The following is a 19940-nucleotide window of genomic DNA, read 5'->3' on the forward strand; positions in this document are numbered from 1 at the left end:
CAGTAAATGACTCTTAAAAACTTCATTTACTAGCTTCTTTATTTATAATACTTCGTATTATTGGCTCAATTGCCTAGGGGACTGGGTTGTAAAGAAATTCTTAGATGAATTTTTACTCATTATAGTTGCGACACTTTCTTGCAGGAAAGGCTCGTGCCTGTAGTCCTCTAAAGGCGTTCTTAGATAGATGATTACTCACATAAGCTGCTTCGCGTTCCTGGGATGCCGTCTCAGCCTGTAGTCTTCGACTGGCACTGCTACCCTAGGGGTCTTCGCAACTATGTTTTGTATTCTATCTTAGAACGCCTTATACAAGTGCAACAGCACTTGTGTTCAATAATTAAAACGCCAAGAGTCGCACCAAAATATTTTGAATTCATATGGAATTCTACATTAAAATAAAAAAGACAATTCCTATATTATTTCAATAGAAATTGTCTGTTATACTTATCCAGAAAATTTATGTCCCGGACGCTTTTCGAGTTATTTAAACATAAATTCTAAGCGTTCTGCCTCAGAACTTAAGCTCTGTTAAATTTTACCACCAACCGTTAGATTCACGGAAACTAATTGCAGCTTCAATTGAACCATAACGTTCTTTAGCATATGAAATCATGCCTTTTGTTTGCGTTTCGACAGAGCCATAGCCCCAAGATTGATTTGTCTGTCCTAAACCGTGATATTGTCCATTAGACGCATTAGGGTCTCCACCTGATTCAGGTAAGACAATTTTCTCCCATAACTCTTCTGTTCCACTAGCTGTGATAAATTGTTTGTATACTGAAGATGTACCTTCACTTGATGAGCTTTCATTAGATGAATTGTCATCATTTGAAGTGTTACTAGATGAGCTATTATCGGCCGTAGATTCGGAGTTACTTGATGATGTATTAGTAGTAACATTAGTTGTATTAGCTTGTGTAGTTGCAGCTGATGCTACATTAGAATGTTGACTCTGATGAGATGGTTGATTGTGTTGTAATTGTGTATGTTGATTATATTGACAAGATTGATTTTGTTGACCATGTGTCATTTCACTCGCATGTGCTTGACCGGATTCTAATCCTGCGGCACCTAAAGATACCATTGTCATTAATGCAAAAATTGATTTCTTCATAATAAATAATCTCCTTTAGAAATTGGTTTTTTGTAAGTAATCTAAAATTGTTATTAAATTAAGTGAAGTCATAATTACTTATCTTTTAATATCCTTTTAGATTATGCATCCCAATATGTCTTGCTGTTGATTACGGTAGAATCACTATAACACCTCATTTAATGACATAGGTTACTACAATATCAAAAGATAGTATCAAAAATGAACTGAAGGTAACGAACATGACAAACTAACGTCATTTATGCCAAAAATGGCGTGAATTTAAGATATTATGAAAGTTAACGAAATAGTTTTATAATAAATGTAATAGAAAAAGAGTAGGTTACTTGTTGCAAAGCATAGGGAAGTAAATTTAGAGTTAGTGATTGGTTTTAAGTCATTTTACACAAAATCATTCAATTAAAACTAACGTATAGGAAGGTGTTTTGATATGCCAAAATTAATATTATGTCGTCACGGTCAAAGTGAATGGAATGCTAAAAATTTATTTACAGGATGGGAAGATGTTCAACTATCTGAGCAAGGACGAAATGAAGCAATTACTTCAGGACATAAATTAAAAGAAAATGGCATTGAAATTGATGTGGCGTTTACTTCATTGTTAACGAGAGCATTAGAGACAACTCAATTTTTATTAGCTGAATCAGATCAAGAGTGGATTCCAGTGCATAAAAGTTGGCGTTTAAATGAGCGTCATTATGGTAAATTACAAGGTCTTAATAAAGATGAAGCGCGAAAAGAATTTGGTGAAGAACAAGTGCATCAATGGCGACGTTCATATGACGTTAAGCCACCAGCACAAACTGAAGAACAACGCGAATCATATTTAAAAGATCGTCGTTATAGACATTTAGATCATCGTATGATGCCTTATTCTGAAAGTTTAAAAACAACGTTAGAACGTGTGGTACCTATATGGACAGATAAGATTTCTCAACATCTATTAGATGGAGAAACAGTTCTAGTAGCTGCACACGGTAATTCAATACGTGCATTAATTAAATATTTAGATAATGTATCTGATGAAGATATCATTGGTTATGAAATTAAAACTGGTGCACCACTTATTTACGAATTAGATGACAATTTAAATGTAATTGATCATTATTATTTATAATTATTAAATTAAAGTGGTGGGAGCGGGGCAGAAATTAAAATAAATTCGTGGTCCCATCCCGACGAGGATGAGTAGGTTTGAAAAAACTTGATTTAAGCGCATTTTCAAATCAACCAACTACTGCCAATATGGTAAAAGAAGGCTGAGACATTTTATTTAGTCACAGCCTTTTTTCTTTGTAGGAGTTATTTATGGAAGAAATAGATAACATTAAGCTGATTTACGATTACGTTTGTATTGTTTAATTATTTTTAATGCACGTTTGCGAGTTTTGATATTAGGACTATTCAAATTTCGACGTGCTGTTTGTAAATCTTGTTTCATATTTGATTCCTCCTTTTTAAAAAGGATAAAGGAAAGTAAGCTAAAAGTAAATAGTAATTATTACGATTTATAAAATAATACAAACAATTTATATGAAATTTAAAATTATATATGTATAATAGTCAAATGTATCTATTGAAAGCTTAGGTAGATAGGAGGGGAATAATATGTCACATAAACAAAAATTAGCAATGATATTTACGATGTTGTTAGGTGGCTTTTTCGGGTTGTTAAATGAAACGCTACTCACTACAGCGTTGCCGAGAATAATGAAAGATTTTAACATTGAATATTCACAAGTACAATGGCTAACAACTGCATTCTTACTAACTAATGGTGTAGTCATTCCATTATCTGCATTCATTATACAGCGATACTCAACAAGACAAGTGTTCCTAACTGGAATTCTGATATTCTTTATCGGGACGATGTTAGGCGGTTTTAGTCCAAACTTCACAATCCTTTTAATCGCGCGTATTATTCAAGCATTAGGCTCAGGTATTATGATGCCACTGATGATGACAACAATTCTAGATGTCTTTAAACCACATGAACGTGGTAAATATATGGGAATGTTTGGATTGGTCATAGGTCTTGCACCAGCAATTGGTCCTACATTATCGGGTTATTTAGTTGAATATTTTGACTGGAGATCACTTTTCCATGTCGTAGCACCGATTTCAGCAATAACATTTCTTATAGCTTTAAAAATTATTAAAAACGTTGGAACAACAGTTAAAACTCCTATTGACCTCATTTCTATAATATTATCTATATTAGGATTTGGTGGATTATTATACGGTGTTAGTTCTATTTCAAGTGATGGATGGGATGATCCACTAGTATTAATAACGATAATAGGCGGTATACTATTAGTCGGAATATTTATTTGGCGTCAAGAGAGACTTGAAACGCCATTACTAAGTTTCAAAGTGATTAAGAATAAAGAGTTTGCAGTTGGTTTAGCGATTATGGCTGCAACAATGATTTCGATGATAGGTTCTGAAACAGTATTGCCTATGTTTGTACAAAATCTTTTAGGAAGAACGCCTATCGATTCAGGACTCATCTTACTACCTGGAGCAATTGTTATGGCTATCATGTCTGTTATTTCAGGTTGGTTATACGAAACATTTGGTGCTAAAGTGTTAGCAATAATTGGTATATCTATTGTTCTTATAACTACTTCTTACTTTGTAGTCATGGATGAACATACATCTACGATAATGTTGGCAACTGTTTATGCTATTCGCATGATTGGAATTGCAATGGGCTTGATGCCAATAATGACGCATACAATGAATCAGCTAACACCAGAACTTAATGCTCATGGCTCATCCATGACAAATACCATTCAGCAAATTGCTGGTTCAATTGGAACAGCAGGTTTAATAACAATATTAAGTACAGCAAGTAAGAATTTCCAACCGACGATGAGTGATTATCAAGGTATGGATAAAAAAGAAATGGCAGGACAAATACAAATTGATGCCATGCTTCACGGTTATCATTCAGGATTTTTATTTGCCGTTATTATTACAGTCATCAGTTTATTGCTTACATTTTTAATTAAAAGTAAGAAAAAGGTTAAGGCAGAAGCTAAATTACAAAATAATTAAATGAACTTTATATAGTTAAAATAAGAGATCAAGACGAACGTTGAAAATGTTTAAGCATTTTTTCATAGAAGGGATACCATAGAGGGCTCCCTCTAAAAAACGTTCTATGTCTAGGTCTCTTTTTTATTTTATTAATATCCAAACATTCTGAACACTTAGGCAAATGTAAAATAATGTTGACTATTACCACCCATGAGATTAGAATTAATTTATTCTGACTAATCTAATAGGAATATGGAGGACAAGGTAGATGAAAAGACTTTTATTTGTTGCTTTAGCACTTATCTTTGTGTTAGCTGCTTGTGGTAATGGAGGATCATCTGATAAAAATAGTGATTCTAAATCAAGTAGTAGTAACAGCGATAGTAAAACACTGAAAGTGGGTACTGAAGGTACATATGCACCATTCACGTTCCACAATAAACAAGACAAATTAACTGGTTACGATATTGATGTAATCAAAGCAGTTGCAAAAGAAAAAGGTTATAAACTTAAATTTAATGAAACATCATGGGATTCAATGTTTGCTGGTTTAGATGCGAAACGTTTTGACGTTATTGCTAACCAAGTTGGTGTAAACAAAGATAGAGAGAAAAAATATAAATTCTCTACACCTTACACTTATTCAAGCGCAGTTTTAGTAGTACGTGAAAATGAAAAGAACATTAAATCATTTAATGACGTCAAAGGTAAAAAAATGGCTCAAACATTCACGTCTAACTATGGTCAATTAGCTAAAGATAAAGGTTCAGATATTACTAAAGTTGATGGCTTTAACCAAGCGATGGACTTATTATTATCTAATCGTGTTGATGGTACATTCAACGATAGCTTATCTTACTTAGATTATAAAAAACAAAAACCAAACGCTAAAATTAAAGCAATCAAAGGAAATGCAGAGCAAAGTAAATCAGCATTCACATTTAACAAAGATGTTGATGATAAAGTTGTATCTGATTTCAACGATGGACTTAAAACATTAAAAGAAAATGGTAAATTAGCGGAAATTGGTAAGAAATGGTTCGGTGAAAATGTTTCTGAGCCTAAATAGTCAACAACAACATGCATTAGATGCGGCAGGGCAAGCATTTGGACCAATGTTGGAAGGTTTATTAAAATATTCTATTCCAATAACAATAGTTACATTTATCTTAGGTTTGATTATTGCTTTATTTACAGCGTTAATGCGTATTTCAACGAGTAAAGTTTTAAAAGGTATCGCAAGAGTATACGTTTCAATTATTCGTGGTACACCGATGATCGTACAGTTATTCATAATCTTTTATGGTATTCCTGAATTAGGACGCTTAGTAACTGGTAATGCTGATGAACAATGGACATTATCATCAGTTGTTTCAGCTATCATCGGTTTGTCACTTAATGTTGGTGCGTATGCATCAGAAATTATCCGTGGTGGTATTATTTCTATACCTAAAGGTCAAACAGAAGCGGCTTATTCTATAGGAATGAACTATAGACAAACGATTCAAAGAATTATTTTACCTCAAGCGATCCGTGTTTCAATACCAGCTTTAGGAAATACATTCTTAAGTTTAATTAAAGATACATCATTACTTGGCTTTATCTTAGTTGCAGAAATGTTCCGTAAAGCTCAAGAGGTAGCGTCTACAACATATGAATATTTCACAATTTATATTCTTGTAGCGGTTATGTATTGGGTAATTTGCTTCATTATCTCAGTTATCCAAAGCTTCTATGAATCATATATTGAAAGAGGGTATAACTCATGATTGAATTAAGTGGTATCCATAAATCATTCAATGATAAAGAAGTCATTAAAGGCATTGATTTAAACGTAGAAAAAGGGGAAGTCGTAACACTTATTGGACGATCTGGTTCAGGTAAAACGACATTACTACGTATGATTAATGCTTTAGAAATTCCGACTGAAGGTAATGTTAGTGTTAATGGTGAAAGTTATACCGCTAATAATAAAAAGTCTCAAATGAGCGTACGCAAGCAATCGGGTATGGTATTTCAAAGTTATAATCTATTTCCTCATAAATCTGCATTAGAAAATGTAATGGAAGGATTAGTAACTGTAAAGAAAATGAGTAAAGCAGATGCGAAAGAAAGAGCAATGGGATTACTCGAAAAAGTTGGTTTAACAAGTGTTAAAGATCAACGTCCACATGCACTTTCGGGTGGTCAACAACAACGTGTAGCAATTGCTAGAGCACTAGCTATGAATCCGCAAGTAATGTTGTTTGATGAACCTACTTCTGCATTAGATCCAGAATTAGTTAATGACGTATTAAGAGTAATTAAAGAATTAGCTGATGAAGGTATGACAATGGTGATTGTAACGCATGAAATGCGATTTGCACGCCAAGTCTCAAATAAAATCGTCTTTATACACGAAGGACGTATTGGTGAACAAGGTACACCAGACGAAATATTCGAACATCCTAAGACAGAAGAATTACGTCGTTTCTTAAATGTAATTAATGAAGATTAATAATGAAAAACACTTTTCTAAAGTTCATAAAGTTGAACTTAGAAAAGTGTTTTTTGCTTTATAGTTATTTACGTTCTAATAGTTATTTACGTTCTAATAGTTGTTTAACTTTGTATGCAAGTGGGTGTATCGGTTTAATGAAATCTCCAATGTATTCGTAAACATTAGCATTGAAGCCTTTTTTAAATTGTTGTACACCATAATCTTCAGCATCTTCACTAAAGTCACCTGTAATACCGTAGAAATTATAACGATCTACATTATGTTCTTTTGCGAATTTAATCATATCCCATTGTAAACGATATGCGCCCATATACGCATTATATCTAGGATTTGAACCACTGGATAAATAATAAACTTCATGTTCATTATATAAGTATAAAGCCGCAGCTAGATTAAGTGTTTCGCCTTCTTCAGCAATTTTATCTTTCGTTTCATTTAATTTGCGTTCATTACTATCAACTTGTTGTTGTATTTGTGTGCGTTTATTTTTATTTTTCTTAGAGTTAGGGTTTTCCTCTAATACAGCATCGACTTCGGATAATTGTACTGTTAATGAATCGTGTTTTTGTTGGAGAGTAGATAAGTAATCCTTTAAATCAATATAGGCAAGTTTAAGCATTGCATGGTCTTTATACGTTTTTTGCATTTCATAAAAGTATGGTTTGTCTCTAAATTTGAAACCATGTTTTTCTTCGGCCATTTGGAATAATTCAAAGAACGTATCTGTTTCATCCATAGGTAGCGTTCTTACTTTTACGCCCATTTCATACGTTTTTTTAATGTTACGACGTGTTTGATAGTCCATTTCTTTTAATAATTGATCTTCTGACTTGTCTTTTAAATCTAAGACAGATAACCAACGTATTTGACTCATTGTGCTATAACCTACTGTCCATCCTTGATGTTTGTAACCTAAATCTTCCAACGTTTTGATGACTGCTCGGTTATCGTAACTTTCTAAAATTTCTCCATCAGCATTACGTAGGTTCTCCAAAATATAAGGATCAACTAATACATATAAGCAATTATGTTTTTTTAAATAACTTGTTAGTGATTTAAAGAAAAAGTGAACCAATTCAATATTACTGTAGTCCATGACAGGTCCACGATGTGTATAAAAGTATTTGAACACTTTTAAAGCACGTGCCTCAGTCATTAAAGTTGCAGCGATGACATTGTCGCTGTCATCTTTGACACCTACAACATGCACATCACCTTTTAATTCATTTCTGTTTTCAAAGTGAATTCGAGATTGTGTGTAATGAGAGAAATGACTGGATGTAAATTTCTCAAATTCCTCCGGTGATAAAGTTACGAATTTCATATTCATCTACTCCTCTGCGTTTTTAAGAATTATCCTTTATTTTAACAAATAACTACAACTATTACACAAGATAAGTTATTAAATCACACCGTACTTTAGTTGTAGGTTAAAATATATATTTAATTTATAATAATAAATATTTTTAGAAAACTAAATTTTTATGAACTAGCGCATATTTTAAAACCATTGTATGATAGTATTTGCAAAAGAAGTATAATGATAGATAGAGAGAACTGGGCAATAGGAGTGAATATATGAAACGTATATTAGTTATGTTAAGTGTCGGTATATTATTGCTAGCAGCGTGTGGTAACGATAAATATGTCGATAAAATAGATAAAGCTGTAAAAATGCAAGATCAAAAGCAAGAGCAAATGGCTAAGAATGATACAGGAGATATGGTTAAACACTTTGATAAAAAAGATGCGAATATTTATGTTTATGAAGATGGTAAGTATGTTGTCTTAGCGTATAAACCTTTAAGTAATAATGAAGAAGTTCATTACTACACTTATCAATTTGATGGTAAAAAAGCGAAACGCATTGATAACTTTGATACAAAACAATATATCGAATCACATGATGCTGATTATAAGGAAGAAAATATGAATTAATATGTTATTACAAAGGAGCATCTATGAAAAAGCGAATTTTGATAATAAGTGTGATGATGGTTTTAATAATCATCATAAGTGCTTGTTCTAATAACAACAAGGAAAAGCAACCACCTAAAACTGAGAATGGCAAAATTTTAATCGTTGAGTATGGAGACTTTAAATGTCCATACTGTAAAAAAGTGGAAAAGAATGTAATGCCAACAATTAAAAAAGACTATATTGATACGAATAAAGTAGAGTATCAATTTATTAATGCTGGATTTCTTGGTAAAGATTCAATCGTCGGCTCTAGAGCCGGAAACGCAGTGCAAAAAGTTGCACTTAATGAATACTTAACTTTTCAACGTAACGTATTCGCGAATCAAAAAGACGAGGATAAAAAGTGGTTAACAGAACAATTTCTTGATAAAGAAATTGATAAGTTAGATATTACGACGCAACAAAAAACTGACATTAAAAAGCAGTATAAGACTAAGAATAGTGAAGCTTGGAAAAAAGCAGAAGAACAAAAGGAACTAACAGAAGATAATAACATTGATACTGTTCCAACTGTTTTTATAAATGGAAAAAAAGTGGAAGATCCTTATAAAGTCGAAGAATGGAAGAAATACTTATAGTCACGATGTCATAGTGAGTAACGGTGACATTCATTTTGTGTTATATTGTAACCACTAAAGAGAAGTGAAATAAATTTAATAATGTTGATTCAAAGAAGAATTGTAGTGTACTTCACTATGATTCTTCTTTTTTTAAAAATTTAGAAAGGTAGTAACTTAATCAATGATAGATATTTTTAATAAAAGATGATTTTTATTAAATTGAAAATAAGAAAAATAAAAAACTATTGTAATTTTATACAAATAAAGTTATACTTTTAAATCGTAATTATTACTATTTAGGAGGTATAAAATGAAACGCTTTTTAAGTCTTACTGTTTTGATAACTATTATTGTATTTATATTAGTCGCTTGTGGAAAGGAAGATCGTTCTAATAAAGATTCTAAAGGTGATAACAAAATGAATGTGTCTACAACTGTATATCCTTTGCAATCCTTTATAGAGGAAATAGGTGGTAACCATGTCAATGTATCGTCTATTTATCCTGCTGGCACAGACCTACATGATTATGAACCAACTCAGAAAGACATGTTAAAGGTTAATCAATCTGATTTATTTGTATATACAGGTGATGATTTAGATCCAGTCGCTAAGAAAGTTGCAGCCACAATTAAAAATGATAAAAAGAAATATTCATTACAAGATAAACTAGATCAATCAACACTACTAACAGACCAACACGAACACGGTAATGAAGAACACGAGGATTCACATGGACACGAACACCATCATCATGGTGGGTATGATCCACATGTATGGTTAGATCCTGAGAAAAATAAGGTGTTTGCTAAAGAAATTAAAGATCAGCTAGTAACTAAAGATCCAGAACATAAAGATGAATACGAGAAAAATTTTAAAAAATTAGAAAAAGAGTTAAATGATATTGATAATAAAATGAACAACATTACTAAAGATAAACAAGGTAATGCTGTATTTATTTCTCATGAATCTCTAGGTTATCTCGCAGATCGCTATGGCTTTGTTCAAAAGGGAATTCAAAATATGAATGCTGAAGATCCTTCTCAAAAAAAACTTACAAACTTAGTAAAAGAGATTAATGAGAAAAATGTTAAATACATATTGTATGAGGATAATGTTGCGAATAAAGTAACTGAAACAATCAGAAAAGAAACAAATGCAAAACCGTTAAAATTCTATAATATGGAGTCACTTAATAAAGAACAATCTAAAGATGCATCGATGAATTATCAAACATTGATGAACAAAAATATTGAAGTATTAGATAAAGCATTGAGTTCCAATATAAAAGTACAAGACGAAAAAGCTGAACATAAATATGATAAAGCTATTTCAGATGGTTATTTCAAAGATGAACAAGTTAAAGATCGTGCATTATCAGATTATGAAGGTAAATGGCAATCAGTGTATCCCTATTTAAAAAATGGTGATTTAGATGATGTAATGAAACATAAATCTGAAGAAGATAGCACTATGACAGAAAAAGAGTATAAAAAATACTATGAGAAAGGTTACAAAACTGACGTTTCTAGCATAAATATTAAAGGTGACAACATTACTTTTGAAAAAAATGGGAATAAGGTTACTGGAACGTATGAATATGTTGGTAAAAAAATCCTAGATTATAAGAAAGGTAATCGTGGAGTTAGATTTATTTTTAAATTGAAGCACTCTGACAAGCAAACATTACCTAAGTACGTTCAGTTTAGTGATCATAATATCGCACCTAAGAAAGCAGAACACTTCCACATTTTTATGGGTAACAACAATGAAACATTACTTGAAGAAATGGATCATTGGCCAACGTATTATCCTGCCTCATTAGATAAGGACGATATTAAAGAAGAGATGTTAGCACATTAATAAATTTAAAATTTGAGTCTTTTTACTTGTATTTCCATATAAGTTTCTTTATTATATTAAGTATAATAATTATACAAACTATGGTACTGATTTTCAGTTACGTAGTTTCATAATTTAAATAATGGAGGTATGTACACATGGCTAATTTAAATTTAGATCCAGCACATTCAGGAGTTAACTTTTCTATTCAACATTTAGTTGTATCAAATGTTAAAGGACGTTTTAACGAATTTGACGCTAACATTTCAGGTGATTTCAATGATTTAAGTTCATTGCAAGGTACTTTTACTGTTCAAGCAAATTCAATTGATACTAAAGTAGCAGATCGTGATAATCATCTTAAAAGCGCAGATTTCTTAGACGTTGAAAACTACCCAGAAATTAAATTTGAAATTACTAAAGTAGATGATAAATCAGTTACTGGTAACTTAACTATGAAAGATCAAACACATGAAGAAACTTTTGATTTAGATTATAAAGGTACTAGTTTAAATCCATTAAACGGTAAAAACACTGCTGGTTTAGTAATTACTGGTAGCCTTAACCGTGAAAAATATGGCATTACGTTTAACCAACAACTTGAAACTGGTGGTTTTTTATTAGGAAAAGACTTAAATGTTGAATTTGATTTAGAATTTCCACTTGAAGACTAATCACTAGTTATACTACTTAATAAAAATACTCATATGGCTCCCTACAAAGTAGACATTAATGAATGTAAACTTTGAAGGGAGCTTTTTTTGTAATTAAAATCAATAACTGGTAAATTCAGAGAGAGCATTTAACAAATAGATAGGGGGATTTAAATGTCAATTCAACTAAAAGATAATAAAATTATATTTAATAGAACGTTTGAGGCGCCAATAAATGAAGTTTTCGAGGCATACACTACGGAGACGTTATTCGAACAATGGTTTCATCCTCAAGGAGGTAAAACAAAAGTTTTTCGTTTTAACCCAGTAGTCGGTGGTGATGCCTTCTTTGCGATAGAAATGCCAGAACAAACAAGTTACACATTGACTGAATATAAAAAGGTGGATAAACCTAATCATATTGAATACTTAGATTTCTTTGCTACATCTCAAGGTGAGAAAGATACATCATTACCTGGGATGCAAATTTTGATTGATTTCACTTCAGAATCAGCGCAAAGCACGCTTGTAACGTCAACTTCAATCTTTCCAACAAAAGATGCAGCGCAACAAGCACTTGATATGGGTGTAGAAGCGGGAATGAATTCTACATTGGATCAACTAGAATCACTATTGGGACAAAAAAAGTCATAAGTATGTCAAAAAATTCAACTATATTTAAGTTATAATGTAGTTGAAATGAGGTTGATGATATGAAAGAAAGATATTTAAAAGTACTAGCTCTATTTTCAGTTAGTACATTAATACCTACAGTACTACTCAATTCAAAGGCAATTGATAATAGTGCAATTAAATATGTTTTAAGAACAGCGCTAGGCTATGGCATTTTTGCTACAGGTTTACGCTATTTATCAAGACTTAAAGCACATAAATAGTGAATTACTAAGTGAGGTAGAATCGTGTCTACATGATACGATTTTACCTCACTTTTTTACCTAAAAAATTTAAGCTATTCATGTTTTTTTAAAAAATATATAATTGAAACATAACTTTAAAGGATGTAGGGGGCATACATATGTTGAAGAACAATAAAACGGTTGAGGACACCCATGCAACGCGTGATATTGTAGAAGCTGCTGTTGGGCAGGTACAGACGAAAGAGATTATGGCTACAAAAACGCCTGGTAGATATGCATTGAAAGCAATCATGTCAGGTTTTTTATTAGCAATCGTAACGGTATTTATGTTGGCAATTAAAACACAATTTGCAGGCACTAATGAAGGTTTAGTTAATTTGCTAGGTGCGATTGCATTTAGTTTAGCTTTAGTATTAATTGTGTTGACGAACTCAGAATTACTAACTAGTAATTTCATGTATTTAACGGTCGGCTGGTATTATAGAGCCATTACTATTAATAAGATGTTGTTCATTTTCTTATTCTGTTTTATAGGGAATATTATTGGCGGATTCATATTATTCTTCTTAATGAAAGGGACGCATATTATGACGCCAGAAATGATTGCTAGCTTAAGTAAGACAGTACATATGAAAACGGTAGAATCAACTTGGTTAAATATTTTAGTTAAAGCGATCTTCTGTAATTTCTTTATTAATATTGGTATATACGTGTCTATGTTATTTAAAGAAGGACTGGCAAGAGCATTCTTTATTGCTGCAGGTGTTGTTGTGTTTGTATTCATGGGTTATGAACACGTTGTCTTCAATGCTGGTTTATATGCAGGTATGGTGTTCTATAATATAGATGTACTATCATGGTTAGGTGTTATTAAAAATATTGTGTTTGCTTTAATTGGTAACTATATCGGTGGTGGTATATTTATTGGTTTAGTATATGCGTATTTAAATGGTTCACGTGATAGTATAAAAGCTAAGTAATCAATAATAGGGTTGTGTTATCACTAAGTTAAATGAGTAAATAGCACAACCTTTTTTATTGAATTAATTCAACCACATTATTGAAAAAGTTGACTAAATTATGATTAAAACATATCATTTTAATCAACATTAAAGCATTTTATGACCAAATTTGAAAAGCACTAAAGTCTTATATAAAGGGGATGAAGCGATTGGTTGCGAATATATTAGTGGCACACGGCATGAGAAAAGGTAATCAAAATAAAGCATTGGGAGAATTCTTAGATCGTTTATTAAGTGATGAAACGTATGAATATGAATTAGCGTTTATTGAAAGTGAAGAAAAGAGTATTGAAAACACGATTGGTCGTTTAATAAAGCAAGGTGAAACTCAATTTAAAGTTGTACCTCTTTTGATCTTTTCGGCAATGCATTATATCGTCGATGTTCCTGAAATTTTATCAAATATCAAAAAAGATCATCCTGAAATAAGTTACGAAATTAGTGAACCGCTTGGTACGCATGACTATATGGTAGATTTAGTTGAAAAACGTATTCAAGATGTTGAAATTTCTACCTCCTCTAATTATGCGATTGTATTAATAGCACATGGTAGTTTCTCATATACGAAAGCACATGATGAGTTAAAGGAATTTAGTGAAAAAATGAATCAACCTGTACCTATCTATTGTCGTACGCTATATGGTGACATTACTTTTAGAAATGACTTGGATCAACTTTGGAATGCGTATGATGAACTTATTGTAGTGCCAATGTTTTTATATGATGGGCGACTAGTAAACAAAGTAAAACGACTCATTTCAGAAATGGATATACAGGGTACGCTTCATATTACACCATCTATTAATTTTGATAATATATTGAAGGAAATTATTAGTGAACGTTTAAAGCAATTAACATTTAATTAGGATTTATAAGCTGAGGCACAGTGTTGTCTCAGTTTTTTATTGTATTTGGACAAGTTATTAAACGTATTAGGGAATTCCCCGATTTTTAATTAATTTGTGAAAATCATCACATTTGAAGTGGAATCTGTTATAGAATAGCAGTGAAGAAACAAATGTTGAATATCAAACATTTTAAAAAACAAAAAATTGCAAATGGAAAATAAGTAAATTTAAAGTGATAAAAGGGGCATATTTTATGACTAAACAAAAATTAGTGATGGTTGGAAACGGCATGGCGGGATTAAGAACGATAGAAGAAATTCTAGAGCGTTCAGATTCACAATTTGACATTACAATTATTGGGAAAGAACCTTATCCAAACTATAACAGAATAATGTTATCAAATATACTACAGAAGAAAATGACTGTAGAAGAAACAATAATGAATCCATATGAATGGTATGAAGAAAACAACATTCAGCTCATTGTCAACGACCCAGTAGAGACGGTTGATCGTTCAGCACAAACAGTAACAACATCAAAAGGTGTTGAAGTGAACTATGATATTTGTATATTTGCAACAGGCTCTAGTGCTTTCGTATTACCGATACCTGGATCAGATTTACCAAGTGTTATAGGTTGGAGAACAATAGAAGATACTGAACGCATGATTGAAATCGCTAAAACGAAAAAGAAAGCTGTCGTTATTGGTGGCGGATTATTAGGACTTGAATGTGCACGTGGTTTAATGGATCAAGGTATGGAAGTAACTGTATTACACTTAGCAGAATGGCTTATGGAAATGCAGTTAGACCGTAAAGCTGGCGGCATGCTTAAAGCGGATTTAGAACGTCAAGGTATGAATATCGAGTTACAAGCGAACTCTAAAGAAATTATTGGTAAAGATGATGTAGAAGCGATTAAATTGGCGGATGGAAGAATAATCGAAACAGATTTAGTGGTCATGGCAGTCGGTATCCGTCCATTTACTCAAGTAGCACGTGATGCAGGTCTAGAAGTAAATAGAGGTATCGTTGTTAATGATTATTTACAAACATCAGACCCTAATATTTATGCTGTTGGCGAATGTTCAGAGCATGACGGCAAAGTATATGGCTTAGTCGCACCGCTCTATGAACAAGGTAAAGTGTTAGCTGACTACCTAACTGGAAAAGAAACAGAAGGGTACAAAGGTTCTACAACTTTCACTTCATTAAAAGTGTCTGGTTGTGATTTATATAGTGCGGGACAAATTGTTGAAAATGAAAATGTCCATGGTATTGAAATTTTCAACAGTGTCGATAATATTTATAAAAAAGTCTATTTGAGCGATGGTCAAGTTGTCGGAGCAGTATTATATGGTGATACAGATGATGGCTCAAGATTCTATAATATGATGAAAAAACATGAATCTTTAGAAGACTATACATTAGTATCATTATTGTACAAAGGTGGAGAAGAAGCGGTAACTTCTATCGCTGATATGCCAGACGATGAAACTATTTGTGGCTGTAACGGTGTAGATAAAGGTACGATTGTTAATGCGATTACGACTAAAGGATTAACATCAGTGGAAGAAGTAACGAAAGCAACTAAAGCGGGTAATTCATGTGGTAAATGTAAAGGACAAATTGGCGAGTTATTACAATGCACATTAGGTGATGACTTTGTAGCAGCGAAACCTACCGGAATTTGTGCTTGTACTGATTTAACACGTGATCAAATTGTTACGCAAATAAGAGCTAAAGGTCTAAAAACATCTAAAGAAGTACGTCACGTACTAGACTTTAAAGATAAAAATGGCTGTCCGAAATGTCGTCCAGCAATAAACTACTATTTAAACATGGTATACCCACATGATCATCAAGATGAAAAAGAATCACGCTTCGCAAACGAACGTTATCATGCAAATATTCAAAATGATGGTACATTCTCTGTTATTCCACAAATGCGTGGAGGCGTAACAGATGCTGACCAATTAATAAGATTAGGTGAAGTTGCAAAAAAATACAATGTTCCATTAGTTAAAGTAACAGGTTCTCAACGTGTAGGTTTATATGGATTGAAGAAAGAAGAATTACCTAAAGTATGGGAAGATTTAGGTATGCGTTCAGCTTCAGCATATGGTAAGAAAACACGTTCAGTTAAAAGTTGTGTAGGTAAAGAATTCTGTCGATTCGGTACTCAATACACTACACGCTTAGGTATTCGTTTAGAAAAAACATTCGAATACATTGACACACCACATAAATTCAAAATGGGTGTATCTGGTTGCCCACGTAGTTGCGTTGAATCAGGAGTTAAAGATTTCGGTGTTATCTCAGTAGAAAACGGTTATCAAATTTACATCGGTGGTAACGGAGGTACAGATGTTACAGTTGGTAAATTATTAACTACCGTTGAAACTGAAGATGAAGTTATTCAATTATGTGGTGCGTTAATGCAGTATTATCGTGAAACTGGCATATATGCAGAAAGAACTGCACCATGGTTAAATCGTTTAGGCTTTGAAAATGTTAAAGAAGTACTACTGGATCCTGAACGTCAAAAAGAATTATTCGATAGAATTATGGATGCTAAAAAAGCGATTGATGGACATGGCGAACCTTGGGAAGCAATCGTTGAAGATAAAGAAGCTCGAAAAATCTTTGAAGTTGAGAGGGTGTAACATATGAAATCTATGGAAAAAGTTAAAGTAACTACAATAGAAGAATTAACACCATTGATTGGAAAAAAAGTGATTGTTAATGGTAAAGAAATTGGCATTTTCTTAACTGAAAGTGGAGACATTCATGCGATTAATAACATTTGTCCTCACAAACAAGGGCCATTATCAGAAGGAACAGTAAGTGGCGACTACGTTTATTGCCCTCTACATGATCAAAAGGTTGATTTGAGAAGTGGCGAAGTACAAGAACCTGATACTGGATGTGTTGAAACATATCCAGTTGAAGTCATCGATGGAGACGTTTATGTATGTCTGTAGATGAAAAATCAAAGGTTTACTTGATAGGTGCTGGACCTGGTAATCCTAATCTTTTAACGAAAAAAGCAGAACGATGTATTAAGAAAGCTGAAGTTATTCTATATGATCGTTTAGTAAACCCACTCATACTTCAATATGCACCCGCTGATGCGGAATTCATTGATGTAGGTAAAAAGCCTTACGCTAAACACATACAACAAGACGAAATTAATTTAAAAATCGTTGAAGCGGCTAAAAAGTATCAAACAGTCATTCGTCTCAAAGGTGGCGATCCAGCAATATTCGGTCGTGTTACTGAAGAAGTCATTACTTTAAAAGACTATGGAATCGAATATGAAATTGTTCCTGGTGTAACTTCGGCAAGTGCCGCTGTTGCAACAATGGATTTAGGATTAACAATGAGATCAGTAGCGCCTAGTGTGACCTTTTCAACAGGCCATTTCAAAGATTCAATCAATCAAGAAACAGATATACGTAATTTGATTAATGGTGGGACATTAGCCATCTATATGGGGATAAAGCGATTGGGCCGTATCATTGATCAAATCACAGCTTATACTTCAGAGGACTATTCGATAGCAATTGTATTTAATGCTACGTGTCATAACCAAAGCGTCATCATTGGTAAATTAAGCACCATTGAGCATCAATTACAACAACATGAACTTGAAGGTGAACCAGGAATTTGTATTTTAGGCACTATTGTTGACCATATTGATAAAGATAAAGTGTTGAAACAAGAGTATGAAAGAAATTTAGATGATTCATTATATGTTATAAAAGGTTCGAAAGAAGATGCTTTATTAAAAGCTGAAGAATTATCTGAAACAGGATATCATTGTTTAGTGCATGTTGATGAAAGTTACCATCCATCACAACAACAATTATATACACAAATAATCAATAACAATAAAATTAAATATATTAATTTATAAGTCATCCTTGCAGGAGTGGTATAACGAATTCTTAGAACGTTATGTACCACTACCTGCTTTTTTGTTTTTTAGGGATTCCCCCATGCGAATTAGGACATTCCCTAATACCTAATGAATGTGAAAAATTGTACAATCATTATAAATTCAAAAGTAAAACGGCAAATCGGAATAAGTTAATACCTTTAACGGTAGGAGGATTCATATAGATGGGAAAATTTGGATTAAACTTTTTCAAACCAACTGAGACATTTAATGGTAATTGGTCAGTTCTTGAGAGCAAAAGTAGAGAGTGGGAAAAATGTACCGTGAAAGATGGAGTCACGATAAAGTAGTTAGAACAACACATGGTGTTAACTGTACAGGGTCATGTTCATGGAAAGTATTTGTTAAAAATGGCGTAATCACTTGGGAAAATCAACAAATCGATTATCCAAGTTGTGGGCCTGATATGCCAGAATTTGAACCTCGTGGATGTCCGCGTGGTGCGTCATTCTCTTGGTATGAATATAGTCCACTTCGTGTGAAATATCCATACATTAGAGGGAAATTATTAGATTTATGGAATACAGCGTTAGAAGAAAATAATGGAAATCGTATTGCAGCGTGGGCATCTATTGTTGAAGACGAAGAGAAAGCAAAAGCATATAAACAAGCACGTGGTAAAGGTGGACATGTTCGAGCTAACTGGAAAGATGTAACAGATATTATTGCTGCACAAATTCTTTATACAATTAAAAAGGATGGTCCAGATAGAATCGCAGGATTTACACCAATTCCTGCCATGTCAATGATAAGTTATGCTGCAGGGGCAAGATTTATCAACTTACTCGGTGGAGAAATGTTAAGTTTTTATGATTGGTATGCTGATTTACCGTCTGCGTCACCACAAATTTGGGGTGAACAAACTGACGTACCTGAATCAAGTGATTGGTACAATGCTTCATATATTATTATGTGGGGTTCAAACGTACCACTTACACGTACACCTGATGCTCACTTTATGACTGAAGTGAGATATAAAGGGACTAAAGTTGTTTCAGTAGCACCTGACTATGCAGAAAATGTTAAATTCGCGGATAACTGGTTAGCGCCTAATCCAGGTACTGATGCAGCGGTAGCACAAGCAATGACACATGTTATTTTACAAGAATACTATCATGATAATCCTAGTGAAATGTTCATTAACTATTCAAAACAATATTCAGATATGCCTTTCGTGATTATGTTAGACGAAGATGACAATGGCTATAAAGCAGGACGATTCTTACGTGCAAGTGATTTAGGTATGGAAAGTGAAAATAGCGAATGGAAACCAGTCATTCACGATATGAATAGTCTTCAGTTTGTAGTACCTAATGGCACAATGGGTCAACGCTGGGAAGAAGGCAAGAAGTGGAACTTAAAATTAGAAAATGAAGATGGTTCTAAAATTGATCCAGCGATGTCAATGGCAGACGACACTTACGAACTAAAAACAATTCAATTCCCTTACTTTGATAGTCAAGGTGACGGTATTTTTGAAAGACCAATAGCAGCTAGAAAAGTAACATTAGCTGATGGAAAAGAAGTGTATGTAGCGACA

The 19940-nt window shown here is 32.8% G+C and carries 19 protein-coding genes and 1 pseudogene; 17 read left to right on the forward strand and 3 right to left on the reverse strand.

What is annotated here, in order from left to right:
- Window positions 1–538: 538 nt before the first annotated feature.
- On the reverse strand, window positions 539–1117 hold the full coding sequence (locus HMPREF2737_RS09040; RefSeq protein ID WP_037550114.1) for an aggregation-promoting factor C-terminal-like domain-containing protein: 579 nt from the start codon (window positions 1115–1117) through the stop codon (window positions 539–541).
- Between the two features lie 430 nt (window positions 1118–1547).
- Here HMPREF2737_RS09040 and HMPREF2737_RS09045 point away from each other — a divergent pair, with 430 nt between their 5' ends.
- Window positions 1548–2234 (forward strand): 2,3-diphosphoglycerate-dependent phosphoglycerate mutase, encoded by a 687-nt coding sequence (locus tag HMPREF2737_RS09045; RefSeq protein ID WP_037550112.1) that lies wholly within the window; start codon window positions 1548–1550, stop codon window positions 2232–2234.
- 210 nt (window positions 2235–2444) lie between these two features.
- On the opposite strand, the gene HMPREF2737_RS11495 is transcribed toward HMPREF2737_RS09045, so the two are convergent.
- Entirely contained in the window at window positions 2445–2558 is a 114-nt protein-coding gene (locus HMPREF2737_RS11495; RefSeq protein ID WP_107609856.1) for a putative metal homeostasis protein, read from the reverse strand.
- Between the two features lie 167 nt (window positions 2559–2725).
- On the opposite strand from HMPREF2737_RS11495, the gene HMPREF2737_RS09050 reads away from it, so the two are divergent.
- The 4 genes from HMPREF2737_RS09050 (at window position 2726) to HMPREF2737_RS09065 (ending at window position 6656) form a co-directional block, all read left to right on the forward strand.
- Complete coding sequence (locus HMPREF2737_RS09050) at window positions 2726–4177, forward strand: MDR family MFS transporter (RefSeq protein WP_037550109.1); 1452 nt, start codon at window positions 2726–2728, stop codon at window positions 4175–4177.
- Between the two features lie 250 nt (window positions 4178–4427).
- Window positions 4428–5228 (forward strand): transporter substrate-binding domain-containing protein, encoded by an 801-nt coding sequence (locus HMPREF2737_RS09055; protein ID WP_037550106.1) that lies wholly within the window; start codon window positions 4428–4430, stop codon window positions 5226–5228.
- Window positions 5209–5928, forward strand: a complete 720-nt coding sequence (locus HMPREF2737_RS09060) for an amino acid ABC transporter permease (protein WP_037550342.1) — start codon at window positions 5209–5211, stop codon at window positions 5926–5928. The genes HMPREF2737_RS09055 and HMPREF2737_RS09060 overlap by 20 nt, the downstream gene beginning before the upstream one ends.
- Window positions 5925–6656: an amino acid ABC transporter ATP-binding protein gene (locus HMPREF2737_RS09065; RefSeq protein WP_037550103.1), complete on the forward strand. Its 732-nt coding sequence runs from the start codon at window positions 5925–5927 to the stop codon at window positions 6654–6656. Before HMPREF2737_RS09060 ends, HMPREF2737_RS09065 begins: the two co-directional genes overlap by 4 nt.
- An 82-nt stretch (window positions 6657–6738) precedes the next feature.
- Here the strand turns inward: HMPREF2737_RS09065 and HMPREF2737_RS09070 are convergent, their stop codons facing one another.
- Window positions 6739–7983 carry an aminoacyltransferase gene (locus HMPREF2737_RS09070; protein ID WP_037550094.1) on the reverse strand — a complete coding sequence of 415 codons (1245 nt, stop codon included), beginning with the start codon at window positions 7981–7983 and terminating at the stop codon, window positions 6739–6741.
- Between the two features lie 254 nt (window positions 7984–8237).
- Between HMPREF2737_RS09070 and HMPREF2737_RS09075 the strand changes: the two genes are divergently transcribed.
- The 12 genes and pseudogenes from HMPREF2737_RS09075 to HMPREF2737_RS09130 all read left to right on the forward strand — a co-directional run.
- Window positions 8238–8597, forward strand: a complete 360-nt coding sequence (locus tag HMPREF2737_RS09075; protein WP_037535751.1) for a DUF4467 domain-containing protein — start codon at window positions 8238–8240, stop codon at window positions 8595–8597.
- Between the two features lie 23 nt (window positions 8598–8620).
- Entirely contained in the window at window positions 8621–9217 is a 597-nt protein-coding gene (locus HMPREF2737_RS09080; RefSeq protein WP_037550091.1) for a DsbA family protein, read from the forward strand.
- 292 nt (window positions 9218–9509) lie between these two features.
- Complete coding sequence (gene adcA, locus HMPREF2737_RS09085) at window positions 9510–11060, forward strand: zinc ABC transporter substrate-binding lipoprotein AdcA (protein ID WP_037550088.1); 1551 nt, start codon at window positions 9510–9512, stop codon at window positions 11058–11060.
- 137 nt (window positions 11061–11197) lie between these two features.
- Window positions 11198–11713 carry a YceI family protein gene (locus HMPREF2737_RS09090; protein WP_037550085.1) on the forward strand — a complete coding sequence of 172 codons (516 nt, stop codon included), beginning with the start codon at window positions 11198–11200 and terminating at the stop codon, window positions 11711–11713.
- Window positions 11714–11866: 153 nt separating this feature from the next.
- Window positions 11867–12346: an SRPBCC family protein gene (locus tag HMPREF2737_RS09095; protein WP_037550082.1), complete on the forward strand. Its 480-nt coding sequence runs from the start codon at window positions 11867–11869 to the stop codon at window positions 12344–12346.
- 59 nt (window positions 12347–12405) lie between these two features.
- The gene (locus tag HMPREF2737_RS09100; protein WP_011274973.1) at window positions 12406–12588 is read left to right on the forward strand and encodes a hypothetical protein; all 183 of its coding nucleotides are present in this window, start codon (window positions 12406–12408) and stop codon (window positions 12586–12588) included.
- A gap of 140 nt (window positions 12589–12728) precedes the next feature.
- Complete coding sequence (locus HMPREF2737_RS09105; protein WP_037550079.1) at window positions 12729–13550, forward strand: formate/nitrite transporter family protein; 822 nt, start codon at window positions 12729–12731, stop codon at window positions 13548–13550.
- 191 nt (window positions 13551–13741) lie between these two features.
- Window positions 13742–14458, forward strand: a complete 717-nt coding sequence (locus HMPREF2737_RS09110; protein WP_037550077.1) for a sirohydrochlorin chelatase — start codon at window positions 13742–13744, stop codon at window positions 14456–14458.
- A 235-nt stretch (window positions 14459–14693) separates the two neighbouring features.
- A complete protein-coding gene (gene nirB / locus HMPREF2737_RS09115; RefSeq protein ID WP_037550074.1) occupies window positions 14694–17105 on the forward strand; it encodes a nitrite reductase large subunit NirB in 2412 nt (803 codons plus the stop codon).
- Between the two features lie 3 nt (window positions 17106–17108).
- Entirely contained in the window at window positions 17109–17423 is a 315-nt protein-coding gene (gene nirD, locus HMPREF2737_RS09120) for a nitrite reductase small subunit NirD (RefSeq protein WP_037550071.1), read from the forward strand.
- Entirely contained in the window at window positions 17414–18358 is a 945-nt protein-coding gene (gene cobA, locus HMPREF2737_RS09125) for a uroporphyrinogen-III C-methyltransferase (RefSeq protein ID WP_037550068.1), read from the forward strand. Before nirD ends, cobA begins: the two co-directional genes overlap by 10 nt.
- A 206-nt stretch (window positions 18359–18564) precedes the next feature.
- Window positions 18565–19940 (forward strand): annotated as a pseudogene (locus tag HMPREF2737_RS09130) (molybdopterin-dependent oxidoreductase); the annotation flags it as partial.

It is taken from the genome of Staphylococcus sp. HMSC069D12, assembly GCF_001810405.1.
Taxonomy (GTDB): domain Bacteria; phylum Bacillota; class Bacilli; order Staphylococcales; family Staphylococcaceae; genus Staphylococcus; species Staphylococcus haemolyticus.

What these genes read in the sequence shown, in the direction of transcription:
- HMPREF2737_RS09040 (WP_037550114.1), bottom strand. Translation starts at nt 1,117, where the DNA reads ATGAAGAAATCAATTTTTGCATTAATGACAATGGTATCTTTAGGTGCC.
- HMPREF2737_RS09045 (WP_037550112.1), top strand. Translation starts at nt 1,548, where the DNA reads ATGCCAAAATTAATATTATGTCGTCACGGTCAAAGTGAATGGAATGCT.
- HMPREF2737_RS11495 (WP_107609856.1), bottom strand. Translation starts at nt 2,558, where the DNA reads ATGAAACAAGATTTACAAACAGCACGTCGAAATTTGAATAGTCCTAAT.
- HMPREF2737_RS09050 (WP_037550109.1), top strand. Translation starts at nt 2,726, where the DNA reads ATGTCACATAAACAAAAATTAGCAATGATATTTACGATGTTGTTAGGT.
- HMPREF2737_RS09055 (WP_037550106.1), top strand. Translation starts at nt 4,428, where the DNA reads ATGAAAAGACTTTTATTTGTTGCTTTAGCACTTATCTTTGTGTTAGCT.
- HMPREF2737_RS09060 (WP_037550342.1), top strand. Translation starts at nt 5,209, where the DNA reads ATGTTTCTGAGCCTAAATAGTCAACAACAACATGCATTAGATGCGGCA.
- HMPREF2737_RS09065 (WP_037550103.1), top strand. Translation starts at nt 5,925, where the DNA reads ATGATTGAATTAAGTGGTATCCATAAATCATTCAATGATAAAGAAGTC.
- HMPREF2737_RS09070 (WP_037550094.1), bottom strand. Translation starts at nt 7,983, where the DNA reads ATGAAATTCGTAACTTTATCACCGGAGGAATTTGAGAAATTTACATCC.
- HMPREF2737_RS09075 (WP_037535751.1), top strand. Translation starts at nt 8,238, where the DNA reads ATGAAACGTATATTAGTTATGTTAAGTGTCGGTATATTATTGCTAGCA.
- HMPREF2737_RS09080 (WP_037550091.1), top strand. Translation starts at nt 8,621, where the DNA reads ATGAAAAAGCGAATTTTGATAATAAGTGTGATGATGGTTTTAATAATC.
- adcA (WP_037550088.1), top strand. Translation starts at nt 9,510, where the DNA reads ATGAAACGCTTTTTAAGTCTTACTGTTTTGATAACTATTATTGTATTT.
- HMPREF2737_RS09090 (WP_037550085.1), top strand. Translation starts at nt 11,198, where the DNA reads ATGGCTAATTTAAATTTAGATCCAGCACATTCAGGAGTTAACTTTTCT.
- HMPREF2737_RS09095 (WP_037550082.1), top strand. Translation starts at nt 11,867, where the DNA reads ATGTCAATTCAACTAAAAGATAATAAAATTATATTTAATAGAACGTTT.
- HMPREF2737_RS09100 (WP_011274973.1), top strand. Translation starts at nt 12,406, where the DNA reads ATGAAAGAAAGATATTTAAAAGTACTAGCTCTATTTTCAGTTAGTACA.
- HMPREF2737_RS09105 (WP_037550079.1), top strand. Translation starts at nt 12,729, where the DNA reads ATGTTGAAGAACAATAAAACGGTTGAGGACACCCATGCAACGCGTGAT.
- nirB (WP_037550074.1), top strand. Translation starts at nt 14,694, where the DNA reads ATGACTAAACAAAAATTAGTGATGGTTGGAAACGGCATGGCGGGATTA.
- nirD (WP_037550071.1), top strand. Translation starts at nt 17,109, where the DNA reads ATGAAATCTATGGAAAAAGTTAAAGTAACTACAATAGAAGAATTAACA.
- cobA (WP_037550068.1), top strand. Translation starts at nt 17,414, where the DNA reads ATGTCTGTAGATGAAAAATCAAAGGTTTACTTGATAGGTGCTGGACCT.